Below are 14,607 nucleotides of genomic sequence, written 5' to 3'. Positions count from 1 at the left end.
TAATTTGTATTAAATTGGAAGAAAAATCACTATTTTTTACTATATCATATTTTTACGATAAAGGACATAATTATACAATAAAAATAAGAAGGAATTACTCTTTCTTATCCTTCTCATCAATTAACGAATCTATTAACTTCTGACTTGCTTCCTCAGGCGTAATCTCATCCGTCATCCCCATAAATGACCAACCTTTAGAATCGACCCACTCAACAAGCTCTTGCAAAAACTCATCATGCGTAACATCTACATCAAGAATCGAGCCATTAATCGAAATCGTTCTATTTCTAGAAACGCGCATCTTGAACGTTTTTCTTACCATTACAATAATTCTCCCTCTACTCTTGAATATTTATAAAGTTAAACTTTAATCCGTGGGGGTTTTCTTCATCCCCCACGGATTATTAGCCTTCACCAATCGGGCTTTTACGGGCAGTTGATCTCCCACCTAACTTCTTTGCTTTCGCTGAATTTTGAGCGGGGATCTTACTGCCCGTTAATGCGGGGTAAAAAAATCTTGTATCTCTGTTATACATGATTTTAAGTAAATTGTAAAAAGGATATATTGGCCAATTTGAATATCGAAAGTGAAAATCCCTTATTCTACATAGCCATCACACGTTATACAATTTGTCATACATTACTAAATACATCCGTATAAAAACAACACAACTTTCATTTTATCACATCAAATACACTTTGCTTTCGTACAATCAAATGGAATATATTAAAAAAACTAAAAATGAGGAGGAATTCTATGGCACATTGTACATATTGTAAGACGAAGTGGAAAATAAAAGATGTATGGTCGATACTTGTGACATTTGAAAAAGATTGTCCGTATTGTTTTGGAAGGCAATACCTTTCTAACGATACCTTTCATCATGCTAATGCTGCTTTACCTTTGCTATTCTTATGTCCTTTACTTGTTGATTTAAGCGATGAAAACCCTTTGGATAAATATCGTAAATAATATAACCTCTACATTTAAAACCTACTTTCTATTCAGTTTCCTTCTTATTAATTATTCCTTTATTCACTTCTAGCATGATTGTACAAGATCCATCTTTAAAAACTTCCTGTATAAATATTGTAAAATTTCAGTTAATTATATATAATTGCTTTAGCATTATTATTAAAGATGCTATTACATAAGTATTTTTGAAGATCCCGTAGCTCAGCAGGGAGAGCGCCACCTTGACAGGGTGGAGGTCGTGAGTTCGAGCCTCTCCGGGGTCATATCCTTTTGTATCAACTGTTGATAATTTCATATTTTGAGCAAAACTAACGGTGAGTACCGCTCAAGTTTTGATCGAAACTCCTCCTTTAACTCTAAATGAGAATGAAGGAGTTTTTTTTATGTCTTTAACATACTTCACAGAAAAAGAAATCGTAAAAAAACGACAACCCCACAAACGGAAAACTAGCAAAATTTCAAAAGAATATTCTGTTGAACGCGTATTCGAAAGATTTATTGATAGTAAAGTAAAACAGAATTCACGCCCCAAAATCATTGAATCAATTCCTTCTTATGTTTAATAGTATAAAAGCATTTCATGGAACAGAAAATGCTCAAATATTCTATATGACCGATATTACAACAAATTTTATTTATGACTGGGTTTATTGATTAAAAAATGAATGTGTATGCTTTGATGGCCATATTTACGTGCATCAAGATACAGAAATAGGAATCAGAACAATGGAGCGCTATGTAGAAATGGGGCTGTTAGAAGATGCAAGTTTGGTAGCGGAAATTCTCAAGGAAACGAGATGCTGTGATTTACTGCTTGTAATAAAATTGTTTGATTTTCAATCCGCTGAGCGAATTGAAACTATCTTACGAGGTAACCCAAGCGCTTACTAAGCACAATGGTATACAACGGTCTATGTTTAACATAGGCCCATTTTTTTATAAGGAGCAATTGCTATGACCGACGTATATATAATGCAACCATTCGATAAAAGGGAATTTGCCAAAACAGAAATTTTATTGACTTCGAAAGTGACTGAAATATTGGGGATTTCAAGGGCTCGTATGAATGCGCTATTGAAAACGGGACAAATCAACACGAGTATATTTCTACGTGAAGGATGGTTAAAGGATATGGAATGAAGGTACAATTCTATAATTAAAGATGTTAAAAAATCGTATCATCAAAAAATTAAAGAAAATGTTAATGAGACTTTATCATGCACTTTTGCATACAGGATTATTTTCTCTTGTAAATAAATAATAGTAGTATATAATAAAAATAACATTTTACCAATAAAAGGTAAAATGAGGGTGGGATAAGTAAATAACCAAAACGTATTAACAGATTTATTCTAAGTAAATCATGATACATATATGGAATCAAAACTATGGAATTTTATGTAGAGATTAGATTACTACACGACACAAGATTAATAGCAAATACACTCGAGGAAAAAAAGCGTTCGATTAGATTAATGTTATAAAACTACTTAATGTGATATCTATTGAACGAATTGAGAATATACTTAGGGGGAATTTCAAGTGAAAACATTTGGTAAAGTATTATTAACAGGAGCTTTAGCTTTGGGCGGTTTCACGGTTATGAACATTGATACACCTAAAGCACATGCTGACGGAGCAAGCGAGTTCTGTCGTTATATCTGTGGTCCTAGCGAAACGGTGAATGGTGTTACAGTTCAAGTACACGCTACGGAATACCGATTTGGGCAAAACGTAATTGCAAGAATTACAAATGACCGAACTGAGGATATTCATTACAATGTCAGCATCGAAAAGAAATATGGAGATAGCTGGGGAGAATATGATACTTTCTTCAATTGGAAAAATCAATGGGTTCCAGCTGGAAGTAATGATGAAATTTCTACTTTCACAGGATATGGCGAAGATATTGGAGATAATGGAACATACCGTTACAAAGTTGAAATTGTAAGCGCTGATGGTTCTGTAGATACAATTTACACAGCAGGAATGACAGTTACAGGAAGAGGAGAATAATCATGAAAAAATAAGCTTTTCGGAGCTTATTTTTTTATATATAAAATTGAATATCGATATTCAGAAATAGATAGATAGGTAGGTAGGGAACGAAACAGTCCCTACCTATTTTATAAATTCCACGTATTTACCTAATGGTGCATATGTGTTTATGATCCTACTTCTTCTTTTTCTATCGTTTACAACATAAGGTTTTTTAAATTATCAACGCTTTCTAAATTGACAACACATTCTTTTATATTTATTTATATACATTTTACAAAAAATAAAGAACTACATAGATTAACCATGTAGTTCTTTGTAAATATAAGTCTCAAAAATGAATGAGCTAATCTTATTTCTTCCCTAACTTGATTGCCTTCTTTATATTACTAAATGCACCTTTACCATATAATAATACGCCGCCGCGGTAAACACGGCTCGTTAAACCAATCATCATACATATTGTTGCTAATAGAATCGCTAATGTAAGCGTAATCTCCCATACTGGAATATTGAGGAATCCAATTCGTACGAGCATAACAATAGGAGTAAAGAAAGGTATATAACTAGTAACGGTAACAACCGTGCTGCTTGGATTTGACATTCCATAAAGTGCGATATACAAAGCAGCAATTAACATAAACATCAGTGGCATAACAGCTTGAGAAGACTCCTCTATACGACTAATAATAGAGCCGAGTAGACAAGATAATGAGCCATATAATAAGAATCCTAATGTGAAGAATAAAATCCCATACGCCACTAGAGTAGGAGCAACAGAGTTTAAATCAATACTATTTAAAATATCATTTTTCGATTCATTAATTGCTATTTTATACCCAACAGTTGCGACCAAGCCCCAAATTATCATTTGTGTAATACCTGCCAATAATGTTGAGAATAGCTTCGCATATAAATGTTTTGTAGGCGAAATACTTGAAACAACTAACTCCATTACACGAGAAGATTTTTCTGTTGCAACATCTGTAGCTAATTGCGCAGCATACAATAATATCATAAAATAATTTAGCATGATAAAGGTATTAATTAAAATTCCTACACCCTCTGTATGTTCTCCATCTTTAACCTTATCTGAAACAGTTTTGGTATGAATTTCTACTGGCGTCGTTAACACCTTTAATTCATCTTGCGATAGATTCAATTGCTGAGCGAAATTAGAAGATTGTATTTGAGATAAAATCGTTTGAACCTTGCTAACATCTTGCTGATTTACATCTGTCTCAGTTATATACGTAGCCTTTAGTTGTTTATTTTCCAATTCCTCTACAACGATAGCATATGAATAATCACCATTTTTAACGCCCGATTCTGCTTTTTGTTTATCCGTACTATGTTTAACATGCATCTTACTATCGACATTTTTAAACACTTGATGAATAGTTGTATATAATTCTTCTTTTTCTGTAACAATGACAACTTGCTCTTCCTCGTTACCTACAAAATAGTTATAAATTTTGTCAAAGTTCATCAGTCCTATAATTAACATAGAAATTATGATTGTAATAGCAATATATGATTTAGCTTTTACCTTAGATTTATAGTTTTGTAAAAAAATCGTCCAGAAACTATTCATGCTGTGCACCTACTTTCTCAATAAAGATGTCATTTAGTGTAGGCTCTTCCACTGCGAACTTTTTAACATACCCTAATTTCGTTATCTCTTTAAATAAAACATGCGAAACTTCTTCATATGAAATTTTAAGAGTAACTGCATTCTTACGTTTCTTCATACTTTCCACACCTTTTATTTCTTTTAAATGATCAAAGTCATGATCGCCAACGATTACAACATTCTTTTTACCAAAGTCACTTTTAATTTTGGCAATGTCTCCCTGAACAACAGATACTCCTTTGTGCATGATACAAATGTGTTGGCATAATTCTTCCACATGTTCCATACGATGTGAACTAAAAAGAATCGACGACCCTTGTTTTTGCATATCAAGAACAGCTTCTTTTAACATTTCAACATTTACTGGATCTAAACCACTAAATGGTTCATCTAAAATTAAGAGTTCAGGCTTATGTATAATCGCTGTTATCAGCTGAATTTTTTGCTGATTCCCTTTTGAAAGTTCTCCTACCTTTTTGTTCAGATACTCAGTTATATTAAAACGCTCCAGCCAATAGTGCAGTTCTTTTTCTGCATCTTTACTTTTCATATTCTTTAATTTTGCAAAAAAGTTAACTTGTTCTTTGACAGTCATTTTCGCATAAAGACCACGTTCTTCTGGTAAATACCCAATCTTATCTGTAACATCATAATTTATAGGTTTACCATTCCATGAAATGGTTCCGCTTGATTTCGATAAAAGTCCAAGTATCATTCGAAATGTAGTCGTTTTACCTGCTCCATTCCCGCCCAAGAACCCAAATATTTCACCTTTCGGTATCTCGATATTCAAATTATCCACTGCAACATGCTCGTCAAATTTCTTTGTTAAATCTTTAATTAGTAAACTCATTATCCACAACCTTAATTCCCAAGATGATTTATTTATACAATTGTATATCCATAGTCAACCACAATATTTTGCCCTCTAATGGCATCACTTTTATCAGACATTAAAAATAAGATGACATTTGTAACATCTTAAATTCCGAAAAATCTTCTATATGGTATCTTCTTTAATAACTTATTTCCCTCAAAGGACTTCAAATAGCTTTCGTTATTATCGTTTATAATATAGGACGATGGCACACAATTCACTGTAATATCTCATTTTTTATCCTTCAAAAATGAATCATTACCAACAAATGTTATATTTCGCATTATAAAGTTAGCATAAGATTTAAAATAATTAATATGCAATTTTGCATATTTTAGCACTCCTAATTATTTACATAGTGTTGACCACCTTTATTTAAAGAAGCCCCCACATTCACTTAAAACACGAATTTGTTAATCAATACTTTTTCTTTAATTTTTCATGGGAGAACTGAAATTAATTAGTAACCCTGTTAAACACCTAAATCTTATAATTAAACTAACTAATCTTCCTCTAATAAATTGTTGTCTTATTTAACTTCACAATTAATAGTATTCAGCAGGCATAGTCACAACATCTTCGTACATCTCCTCATTAAAACTGAAAGAAAACTAATTAAAATCTGGTCTAGAAATTTCACTTTTCTACGTTACAGGATCTGCCTAAGAAAACATCGAATACAGTATCTTCCCTGTTACAACTAGCTTTATGTTATATATTTATAAAAACATGATATAAAATTTTTAGAATGGATATCGTGAGTTCAAACCTCTCCATGGTCATAAAAAAAGACACCATATCACCCTACTACGTGATATGATGTCTCTTTTTTATGTAAGTCAATCACTTCCCACCAAACATCTTCTCCAAAGCTTTAGCATTCGCAAACAATACTTCTTTCAAGTTATCATCAGCAACGATTTTATAGTCACCATCTTTGTTTTTCTTTAAGTTCAATGTAACTTCGCGTGTTGCCATTATTGCATCTTTATCTGATAAATGTTTAATGATAGCTGATGTCATTGTTTTTTCGATTGCTTTTTCAGATTGCTCTTTATCTTCGCTAAAGGCACTAGCGAAGGCCATTGGCATAACTTCTCCCATTGCTTTCGTTACGGCAACAGATAGATCAGCAGATGTAATTTTCACTTTCACTTCTGCTTTATCATCTGTTTTTGATACTTCTTCTAGTTTTTCAAATTTAAAGTTTTTCGTAATTGCGCTTAGCATTTCTTTTGCTTCAGCATCATCTGTTTTTTCATTTAGTTTATTAAATTCCTTGTCACTTTCAACGAATGTACGAGCCTTCTCTACATCCCCTTTTTGTATTGCTGTTAAAAATTCTTCAGCAGTATCTTTCGGGTTTGCACATCCTGCTAGAACACCAACTGTTAACCCTATTACCATCATTAGTAGCAATAATTTCTTTACCTTTTTCACGTTCATTCTCCTCTTACCTTACCTTTTCTTTTCTAGTAAGCCATCACTATACAACAGTATAAAACTTACATTACAAACATTTTTTAGTATAACATTTATACGATTTATTTTCTATTCTTTCCCAAAAGATAAAGAGCCTTGTAGCATTTCTACAAGACTCTTTATCTTTTAATCCGTATCCGTAGCACAAATTAACCACATTTTATGCTCCTTACTATCTAATACCATCCAAGTAGCATCCCATGCAACATCGTAAAACCAATCTGTCCAAGGGTGGTCACTTTCAAACACTTTAATATCTTCGTATCGATCTTGGAACATATATTGGCATACATTAATCGCTAATTGCTTCGCAGCAACCGGCCGTTCTTGAAATGCTTCATACGCTCCGCCCCACAAAATTTGAGCGGCAATGCTACCATCAAGCATGACTGCCTGATGCTCTTTAAAACGAAACTTATATTTATCTGATGTATGTATTTTTAATTCTTCTAAGTTATTGATTATATCTAAAGAGTTGCAGATTCTTCTGAAAAAGTGCTCGTGTCCATCTTCTCCATGTGGTATTTCTTTGAAAAAGTTTTCGTTATGTACTTTAAAACAGCTTATAACCGCTCCACCATTTAAGTTTTGTTTCTTATATGTATTTATAATTTGTTCAATAGATGCATGGTTTGTTTCTATTTTTTCAAACGTTCCTGCTCTCCATCTCATAATGCCACTACTCTCTATTAAAGATTTGTTATTTCATTATAAATATCAAAATAAAACCCAGCAACTTTAAAATTGCTGGGTTATCCCTTATTCATATTCGAAACAATAATAACAATTACGCTAAGCACATCATGCCCCGCTACCATCCACATACTCCTATCAAAAATCATCAATGATAACCAAAGCGATATATTAATAGCAGCAAATAATACATATAAAATGAAATCTCTCTTTTGTAGTGCTTCTCTATTCATCAAAATATAAATGAAACCGATAGGAGGCAGAATAAAGCAAAGGAAAAAGACAAATATTTTTCTTAACGACCACGGATATGAAGCTATTGTCTGCATATGAGTCTCCTTTTCTATTATAGTACTTGCTTTAACATCGGCCTTACTATTCTATATTCATCACCATAAGGTTCCTTTATGATTAAAGGCGATTGATCATCTTTTTTTTCTTCAATCATTGTGAATACTTCTGTTTTTTCTTGTAATGTATTAGATTCACTATTTTTAGTAGGTGCTTTACTTGCTTCAATTTTCTTTGTCACTTCTCCGAGCCTTTGCCCGACTTCTTCTGCTTGAGCAGGTTCATCCGTAACGTAGTATTCTTGGTCCTCCCATACTAATATAGGTGGTACTTGTTCTCGTGTGTTACATATTATATAAGTAATACTAGCTACAAGTAGTAGACTTGTTAATAAAAAGAAGATAGCTTTTTTATTCATATACTATTCTCCTTTTCTATTATTTTATTGGATTATACAATATAGCTTCCATGTAGTAAATGGTTTTTGTGGTAATTTTTAGGTTTTTATACAAAAAGAAAAACCTTACAAAAAGTAAGGTTTCATTTTTAAAATTTATAATGATTGAGTAATTAATACAATCATTACGATAATCGCTATAAACATAACAACTAAACAGCCAATCATTTTATAAAATCCTCGTTTCGTTAACGTCCCGCCTTGAACGTCTTTACGAATGAATAGGAACACCGCTAAAAATAAAACGATCCCCATACCAAAAGCATACATCATTTGCATATGTTAATCTTCCTTTCTCTCTTCCATCTTAATATCTTTTTGCCAAAACAACAAATGAGATAAAGACGGTACTCATTGTAAGTGCCATAAGTATATGTAATAGTTCAACCGCAGATAGTGTCATTACTTTTAAATTTAAGCCGATAGAGAAAAGGAGATAATACGCTGTTAATGCAAAAAAACTGAAGAACATCCCTTTATAACGAATGAGTTTCATTCGCTCATCTTTTTCTTTAAATTGCGGGTGTAAGTAACTTAAGCAGAAACACATAATCATCATTGCTAGTAACGTATAAGTAGGACTTGGTGGTGCTGAATGTGTCATTATACCTGCTAGTATCATAAATCCACTCATAATTAAAAAGATAATTCCCATAATAACAAAATACTTTTGTGAATCATTCATCCTTTCTCCCCCTCTTCTTTTCCTTCATAAATAAATACATGTTCTATCGTTGTTTGAAATGTTTTCGCTATTTCAAATGCTAATGGAAGTGATGGATCATATTTCCCTTTTTCAATTGAAATGATGGTTTGTCTGGAAACTCCAAGTTTCTCAGCCAATTTTTCTTGAGATAGTCCAAATTTTTTTCGATATTCGACCATTTTATTTTCCAAGGAAATTTCTCCCTCCTCCCTTATACCGAGTATATATGTAAAGTAAACTTTACGTCAAGTTTCCTTTACATATATTTCAGTTTGTTTCACGCTATTTATCCCGCATTAACAGGCAGTAAGACTCCCACCTCAAAATTCAGTGAATACGAGGAATTTAGGTGGGAAATAACTGCCCGATTGGTGAAGGCTAATAATCAGTGGTGGATGGACAAACCCCACACTGATTAAAGTTTCACTTTATTATAGAAGAAACTTTTTCAATTTCAGCACGTCTATTTTGTAATGCAACATGGAACAATGTATATATCCGTTACTATATCCCTTCTCCATTTTTATAAAAATTTAATATCTCCATATTTGTTTTATCCTTTTAAAATATTTCATTTGCCGCTTTATTAGATGAAATGCGTTATTTGTTTTACGGTATTTTTCGGCATATTAATAGAAACTAACGGTTTATGAAGCATTTTTTATGTTTAGCCACTTTTTTTGTAGAAATCCTTCGTTTTCCTTTCAATATTTAACACTACCGAAATAAAGTTTACTCTAAATTCATAATTTTTTATTTTTTATACTATATTCCGTTATATTGTTGTATAATATCAATGAAAGCGCTTATTATTTCAATATACATAATTCGAACTTTATTTTATCGAAACATTCTAACTATTATACCTATATGTAAATGCAACAATTATAGTTGTTAGTGTAGGTATACCAAATATATCCACTCCATTTTTCTGTAAAATTACTTTATAACATGAAAGATTAACTTGGGTGATAAGTTATTGTGAATGTTTTTTTACAAAACAGATAAGTAATAGTGTTTGGTATTATGTAAATTATTGTAATAACATAAGAGTAAAGACAACATTTACATTAATTATTAGTTCATCAATTATTGAAAAAGAGCAAAATGCACCTTTTGTATAGGAAAAGGATTATATGCATTGGGAGGTTTAAACAAATGACGAGGAAGAATACAACGACAAACCCTTGGGCCAAGTTCCATGGTCCGAACCTTGGTTATGTTATTGAACAGTATGATCTTTACGTAACTGGAGCAGGTTCTGTTGATCCGGAATTACAAGAGCTTTTTGAAATTTTTGGAGCTCCTTCGTTTCAAGATGATGTCGTAACAGGGGACAACACAGCAACACATTTTTCTCCTCAAAACACAGGTAACATTGAAAAAATTCTTAAAGTCGTTCAACTTGTTGAACAGATTCGTTCTTTCGGGCATACGTTGGCTCACATCAACCCGATGGAAGATGCTGCAAACGGACAATCTCTTCTTGAGAAAGCAATGAACGAATTGAGCGATGCTGACTTGAAAGCGATTCCAGCTAAAACAGTATGGCAAGATGCACCAGAGGGTATTCACACTGCACTTGATGTAATTCATAGATTAAAAGACGTTTATACAAAATCTTTAGCTTATGAATTCTCACATATACAAGATAGTGAAGAACGCGCGTGGTTGCATCAAATGGTGGAATCAAATTCATTGCGTCAACCATTATCAAATAAAAAACGAACTGCTCTTTTAAAACGTTTAACAGCTGTTGAAGGTTTCGAGCAATTCTTGCATAAAACATTCGTTGGGCAAAAGCGTTTCTCTATCGAGGGCGTTGATATGCTTGTACCAGTTCTAGATGAAATTGTGCTAGAAGGTGCTAAAGGCGGCGTTGAAGATGTCATGATTGGTATGGCTCACCGCGGTCGTCTAAGCGTACTTGCTCACGTATTAGAAAAACCATATACTCACATGTTTGCTGAATTCAAACATGCAAAAATAGAAGGCGCAGTGGCAAATGCTGGCTGGACTGGCGACGTGAAATACCATTTAGGTAGAGAACAAGTCGTTGGGAATGAAGAAGTTAGCACTCGCGTTACATTAGCGAATAACCCGAGTCACCTTGAGTTCGTTAATCCTGTTGTGGAAGGTTTCGCACGTGCGGCTCAAGAAAATCGTAAAAAGTCTGGTCTTCCAGAACAAGATACTTCTAAATCATTCGTAGTTTTAGTTCATGGTGACGCTGCATTCCCTGGTCAAGGTATTGTATCTGAGACACTAAACTTAAGCAGATTGAACGCGTATCAAACGGGCGGAACAATTCATGTTATCGCAAACAATGCAGTTGGTTTTACGACTGATAGCTATGATTCTCGTTCTACGAAATATTCAAGCGACCTTGCAAAAGGTTTTGATATTCCGATTGTTCACGTGAACGCTGATGATCCAGAAGCTTGCCTTGCTGCTGCTAACCTGGCGATTCAATATCGTACGTTGTTCAAAAAAGACTTCTTAATCGATTTAATTGGTTACCGTCGCTACGGTCATAACGAAATGGATGACCCAGCAGTTACGCAACCACAAGTGTACAAAAAAATTAAAAATCACCCAACTGTAAGAGCAATTTATGCAGATCAATTACAAGCTGCTGGTGTTCTAAATGCAGATGAGGTTGAAACAATTACTCAATTTATACAAGAACAATTAAAATCTGATTATGCACAAGTACCACCAGCTGATACGAGCGATGCAACAATTCACGTTAAAGTACCAGATGTTGTTGCAAAAGGCATTCAGCCAATTGATACTGGTGTTGAACTTGACTCACTTCGTGCAATGAATGAAGGTCTATTATCTTGGCCAGAAGGCTTTAACGTATATCCGAAGGTGAAGAAAATTCTTGAACGCCGTAAAGATGCTCTTGAAGAGAACGGTAAAATTGAATGGGCACTTGCTGAGTCATTAGCATTCGCTTCTATTTTACAAGAAGGTACACCAATTCGTTTAACTGGTCAAGATTCACAGCGTGGTACATTCGCGCATCGTCACATCGTATTACACGATACTGATACAAATGAAACATATTCACCATTACATCGCTTACCAAACATTAACGCTTCATTCTCTGTTCATAACAGTCCGTTATCAGAAGCTGCTGTTGTTGGTTACGAGTATGGTTATAACGTATTCGCTCCAGAAACTCTTGTTATGTGGGAAGCGCAATATGGTGACTTCTCAAATACTGCGCAAGCATTATTTGATCAATACGTTTCAGCTGGAAGAGCAAAATGGGGTCAAAAATCTGGTTTAGTTCTTCTATTACCACACGGTTATGAAGGTCAAGGACCAGAGCATTCTAGTGCACGTCCAGAGCGTTTCTTACAGTTAGCTGCTGAAAACAACTGGACAGTTGCAAACTTAACGAGCGCAGCACAGTACTTCCATATCTTGCGTCGTCAAGCATCTATTTTAGGAACAGAAGCTGTTCGACCTTTAGTACTTATGACGCCGAAGAGTTTATTACGTCACCCACTTACGCTTTCAACTGCTAGTCAGTTAAGCGAAGGACGTTTCCAACCTGCTTTAGAACAAGAAAACCTTGGCATGAAACCAAATAAAGTTAAACGTCTTGTTTTAAGTACAGGTAAAATGGCGATTGACTTAGCAGCGGAAATCGAGTCTGGTAAACATGAATACAACTTAGATGAAGTTCATGTCGTTCGCATTGAACAGTTGTATCCATTCCCTGCTGAAAAAGTTCAATCTATTATGAAACGCTTTAAAAACTTAGAAGAAATTATTTGGGTTCAAGAAGAACCTCGTAATATGGGTGCATGGCATTACATGGCTCCAATTCTGTTCGAACTAGCTGGAGATACAGTGAAAACAGGTTACATTGGACGCCCAGATCGTTCTAGCCCATCTGGTGGCGATCCGTTCGCTCACAAAGCTGAGCAAGAACTAATTGTGGCGCACGCTTTAGATGTGAAGTATAACTTCCGTCAAGATAAACAAGAAATTGAAGTTTATAGCAACTAAAAGTAACAATGAATTTTTCCCGGCTCGACTTGGGCAGATATTCTGCCCAAGTCGAGCTAACAAATGGAGATTACCGAAGATTAAAGAAGACAAAACACACCGTTAGGCAAATAAGGGGAGGACATTTAAAATGATCGAAATTAAAGTACCTGAGCTTGCAGAATCTATTACAGAAGGAACTATTTCACAATGGCTTATCAACGTAGGTGACAAAGTTGAGAAAGGTGGCAGCGTTGTTGAGCTTGAAACTGATAAAGTCAATGTAGAAATCATTGCAGAAGATTCAGGTATTGTATCAAAGTTACTAGGCGAGCCTGGGGATACAGTTGAAGTTGGCGCAACTATCGCAATTTTAGATGCAAATGGCGCACCAGTGGCTGTAAGTACACCTGCACCAGTGGCTGAGCAACCAAAACAAGAAACAGCTGAAGCACCGAAAGCTGCTGCTCCAACTGCTGAACAAGCTACGGCTCTACAAGGTTTACCAAATACGAACCGTCCTATCGCATCACCAGCTGCTAGAAAAATGGCTCGTGAATTAGGAATCGACTTAAACGACGTACGTAGCACAGATCCACTTGGACGTGTGAGACCACATGATGTACAAGCTCATGCTGCAGCACCAAAAGAAGCACCAGCTGCTCCAAAAAGTCCAGCTCCTGCTCCAGTTGCAAAAACGGAATTTGAAAAACCAGTTGAGCGCGTGAAAATGTCCCGCCGCCGTCAAACAATTGCAAAACGTCTTGTAGAAGTACAACAAACATCTGCAATGTTAACAACATTTAACGAAGTTGATATGAGTGCAATCATGGAATTACGTAAAGAGCGTAAAGATGCTTTCGAGAAAAAACATGATGTACGTCTTGGCTTTATGTCATTCTTCACAAAAGCAGTTGTTGCAGCATTAAAACAATTCCCATTATTAAATGCTGAAATTCAAGGCGACGAGCTTATCATTAAAAAATTCTATGATATCGGTATTGCAGTAGCAGCTCCAGATGGATTAGTTGTTCCAGTTGTACGCGATGCTAACCAATTAAACTTCGCTGAAATCGAAAGCGAAATTCGTAATTTAGGTATGAAAGCACGTGATAATAAACTTTCATTAAAAGAGCTACAAGGTGGTACATTTACAATTACAAACGGTGGTGTATTCGGTTCTCTAATGTCAACACCAATCCTAAACAGCCCACAAGTAGGTATTTTAGGAATGCACAAAATCCAAGTAAGACCCGTTGCAATTGATGCAGAGCGTATGGAAAACCGTCCGATGATGTACCTTGCACTATCTTACGATCACCGTATTGTTGATGGTAAAGAAGCAGTTAGCTTCCTTGTTGCTGTTAAAGATATGCTTGAAGATCCAAAATCATTATTATTAGAAGGTTGATAGACTAATAGTCTATTAGAGGCTGTAGAATAAATCATTCTACAGCCTTTTTTTATTGCGTTCATACGGGACAAATTT

At 34.6% G+C, this 14,607-nt stretch carries 18 protein-coding genes and 1 tRNA gene; 8 read left to right on the top strand and 11 right to left on the bottom strand.

Going from position 1 to position 14,607, the window contains the following annotated elements; all coding sequences use genetic code 11:
* Positions 1-94: 94 nt before the first annotated feature.
* A complete protein-coding gene (locus MHH42_RS06315; protein WP_000251867.1) occupies positions 95-322 on the bottom strand; it encodes a hypothetical protein in 228 nt (75 codons plus the stop codon).
* Between the two features lie 435 nt (positions 323-757).
* On the opposite strand from MHH42_RS06315, the gene MHH42_RS06310 reads away from it, so the two are divergent.
* From MHH42_RS06310 to MHH42_RS06285, 6 genes are all read left to right on the top strand, one after another.
* Positions 758-973 (top strand): hypothetical protein, encoded by a 216-nt coding sequence (locus MHH42_RS06310; RefSeq protein ID WP_000929646.1) that lies wholly within the window; start codon positions 758-760, stop codon positions 971-973.
* 193 nt (positions 974-1,166) lie between these two features.
* A tRNA-Val gene (locus MHH42_RS06305) sits at positions 1,167-1,239 on the top strand.
* A 120-nt stretch (positions 1,240-1,359) separates the two neighbouring features.
* A complete protein-coding gene (locus MHH42_RS06300) occupies positions 1,360-1,539 on the top strand; it encodes a hypothetical protein (RefSeq protein ID WP_016108044.1) in 180 nt (59 codons plus the stop codon).
* Positions 1,540-1,702: 163 nt separating this feature from the next.
* Entirely contained in the window at positions 1,703-1,867 is a 165-nt protein-coding gene (locus MHH42_RS06295; RefSeq protein WP_016108043.1) for a hypothetical protein, read from the top strand.
* Positions 1,868-1,930: 63 nt separating this feature from the next.
* Positions 1,931-2,116, top strand: coding sequence for a hypothetical protein (locus MHH42_RS06290; protein WP_016108042.1), 186 nt, complete (start codon positions 1,931-1,933; stop codon positions 2,114-2,116).
* A 402-nt stretch (positions 2,117-2,518) separates the two neighbouring features.
* Complete coding sequence (locus MHH42_RS06285; protein WP_070172881.1) at positions 2,519-2,992, top strand: hypothetical protein; 474 nt, start codon at positions 2,519-2,521, stop codon at positions 2,990-2,992.
* A 334-nt stretch (positions 2,993-3,326) separates the two neighbouring features.
* On the opposite strand, the gene MHH42_RS06280 is transcribed toward MHH42_RS06285, so the two are convergent.
* The 10 genes from MHH42_RS06280 to MHH42_RS06235 form a co-directional block, all read right to left on the bottom strand.
* Positions 3,327-4,568 carry an ABC transporter permease gene (locus MHH42_RS06280; RefSeq protein ID WP_340893012.1) on the bottom strand — a complete coding sequence of 414 codons (1,242 nt, stop codon included), beginning with the start codon at positions 4,566-4,568 and terminating at the stop codon, positions 3,327-3,329.
* On the bottom strand, positions 4,561-5,460 hold the full coding sequence (locus MHH42_RS06275) for an ABC transporter ATP-binding protein (protein ID WP_016108039.1): 900 nt from the start codon (positions 5,458-5,460) through the stop codon (positions 4,561-4,563). The genes MHH42_RS06280 and MHH42_RS06275 overlap by 8 nt, the downstream gene beginning before the upstream one ends.
* A 32-nt stretch (positions 5,461-5,492) precedes the next feature.
* Positions 5,493-5,561 (bottom strand): hypothetical protein, encoded by a 69-nt coding sequence (locus MHH42_RS06270; RefSeq protein ID WP_131232464.1) that lies wholly within the window; start codon positions 5,559-5,561, stop codon positions 5,493-5,495.
* A 766-nt stretch (positions 5,562-6,327) separates the two neighbouring features.
* Positions 6,328-6,924 (bottom strand): DUF4878 domain-containing protein, encoded by a 597-nt coding sequence (locus tag MHH42_RS06265; protein WP_000756068.1) that lies wholly within the window; start codon positions 6,922-6,924, stop codon positions 6,328-6,330.
* 168 nt (positions 6,925-7,092) lie between these two features.
* Positions 7,093-7,638, bottom strand: a complete 546-nt coding sequence (locus MHH42_RS06260; RefSeq protein ID WP_001267647.1) for a hypothetical protein — start codon at positions 7,636-7,638, stop codon at positions 7,093-7,095.
* A gap of 80 nt (positions 7,639-7,718) precedes the next feature.
* Positions 7,719-7,988: a hypothetical protein gene (locus MHH42_RS06255; RefSeq protein ID WP_001193096.1), complete on the bottom strand. Its 270-nt coding sequence runs from the start codon at positions 7,986-7,988 to the stop codon at positions 7,719-7,721.
* A 17-nt stretch (positions 7,989-8,005) separates the two neighbouring features.
* Positions 8,006-8,368 (bottom strand): hypothetical protein, encoded by a 363-nt coding sequence (locus MHH42_RS06250; protein ID WP_001034135.1) that lies wholly within the window; start codon positions 8,366-8,368, stop codon positions 8,006-8,008.
* 135 nt (positions 8,369-8,503) lie between these two features.
* Positions 8,504-8,686 (bottom strand): DUF3976 domain-containing protein, encoded by a 183-nt coding sequence (locus MHH42_RS06245; RefSeq protein WP_001178305.1) that lies wholly within the window; start codon positions 8,684-8,686, stop codon positions 8,504-8,506.
* A gap of 28 nt (positions 8,687-8,714) precedes the next feature.
* Entirely contained in the window at positions 8,715-9,092 is a 378-nt protein-coding gene (locus MHH42_RS06240) for a hypothetical protein (protein WP_001000064.1), read from the bottom strand.
* Positions 9,089-9,304 (bottom strand): helix-turn-helix transcriptional regulator, encoded by a 216-nt coding sequence (locus MHH42_RS06235; RefSeq protein WP_000428507.1) that lies wholly within the window; start codon positions 9,302-9,304, stop codon positions 9,089-9,091. The genes MHH42_RS06240 and MHH42_RS06235 overlap by 4 nt, the downstream gene beginning before the upstream one ends.
* A gap of 967 nt (positions 9,305-10,271) precedes the next feature.
* Here MHH42_RS06235 and odhA point away from each other — a divergent pair.
* Positions 10,272-13,139: a 2-oxoglutarate dehydrogenase E1 component gene (gene odhA, locus MHH42_RS06230; protein ID WP_000197133.1), complete on the top strand. Its 2,868-nt coding sequence runs from the start codon at positions 10,272-10,274 to the stop codon at positions 13,137-13,139.
* Positions 13,140-13,269: 130 nt separating this feature from the next.
* Positions 13,270-14,529: a 2-oxoglutarate dehydrogenase complex dihydrolipoyllysine-residue succinyltransferase gene (odhB, locus tag MHH42_RS06225; protein WP_000569924.1), complete on the top strand. Its 1,260-nt coding sequence runs from the start codon at positions 13,270-13,272 to the stop codon at positions 14,527-14,529.
* The last annotated feature ends 78 nt before the right edge of the window (positions 14,530-14,607 follow it).

Origin of the sequence: Bacillus sp. FSL L8-0099, assembly GCF_038006385.1 — a bacterium.
In the GTDB taxonomy this organism is placed as follows: domain Bacteria; phylum Bacillota; class Bacilli; order Bacillales; family Bacillaceae_G; genus Bacillus_A; species Bacillus_A toyonensis.
Note: the sequence above shows the minus strand (reverse complement) of the source record. Positions and strands in the feature narration are given on the sequence as shown.

Bases quoted from the DNA above. Each gene is read 5' to 3' on its own strand.
- MHH42_RS06315 (WP_000251867.1), bottom strand. From the start codon at position 322: ATGGTAAGAAAAACGTTCAAGATGCGCGTTTCTAGAAATAGAACGATT.
- MHH42_RS06310 (WP_000929646.1), top strand. From the start codon at position 758: ATGGCACATTGTACATATTGTAAGACGAAGTGGAAAATAAAAGATGTA.
- MHH42_RS06300 (WP_016108044.1), top strand. From the start codon at position 1,360: ATGTCTTTAACATACTTCACAGAAAAAGAAATCGTAAAAAAACGACAA.
- MHH42_RS06295 (WP_016108043.1), top strand. From the start codon at position 1,703: ATGGAGCGCTATGTAGAAATGGGGCTGTTAGAAGATGCAAGTTTGGTA.
- MHH42_RS06290 (WP_016108042.1), top strand. From the start codon at position 1,931: ATGACCGACGTATATATAATGCAACCATTCGATAAAAGGGAATTTGCC.
- MHH42_RS06280 (WP_340893012.1), bottom strand. From the start codon at position 4,568: ATGAATAGTTTCTGGACGATTTTTTTACAAAACTATAAATCTAAGGTA.
- MHH42_RS06275 (WP_016108039.1), bottom strand. From the start codon at position 5,460: ATGAGTTTACTAATTAAAGATTTAACAAAGAAATTTGACGAGCATGTT.
- MHH42_RS06260 (WP_001267647.1), bottom strand. From the start codon at position 7,638: ATGAGATGGAGAGCAGGAACGTTTGAAAAAATAGAAACAAACCATGCA.
- MHH42_RS06255 (WP_001193096.1), bottom strand. From the start codon at position 7,988: ATGCAGACAATAGCTTCATATCCGTGGTCGTTAAGAAAAATATTTGTC.
- MHH42_RS06250 (WP_001034135.1), bottom strand. From the start codon at position 8,368: ATGAATAAAAAAGCTATCTTCTTTTTATTAACAAGTCTACTACTTGTA.
- MHH42_RS06245 (WP_001178305.1), bottom strand. From the start codon at position 8,686: ATGCAAATGATGTATGCTTTTGGTATGGGGATCGTTTTATTTTTAGCG.
- MHH42_RS06240 (WP_001000064.1), bottom strand. From the start codon at position 9,092: ATGAATGATTCACAAAAGTATTTTGTTATTATGGGAATTATCTTTTTA.
- odhA (WP_000197133.1), top strand. From the start codon at position 10,272: ATGACGAGGAAGAATACAACGACAAACCCTTGGGCCAAGTTCCATGGT.
- odhB (WP_000569924.1), top strand. From the start codon at position 13,270: ATGATCGAAATTAAAGTACCTGAGCTTGCAGAATCTATTACAGAAGGA.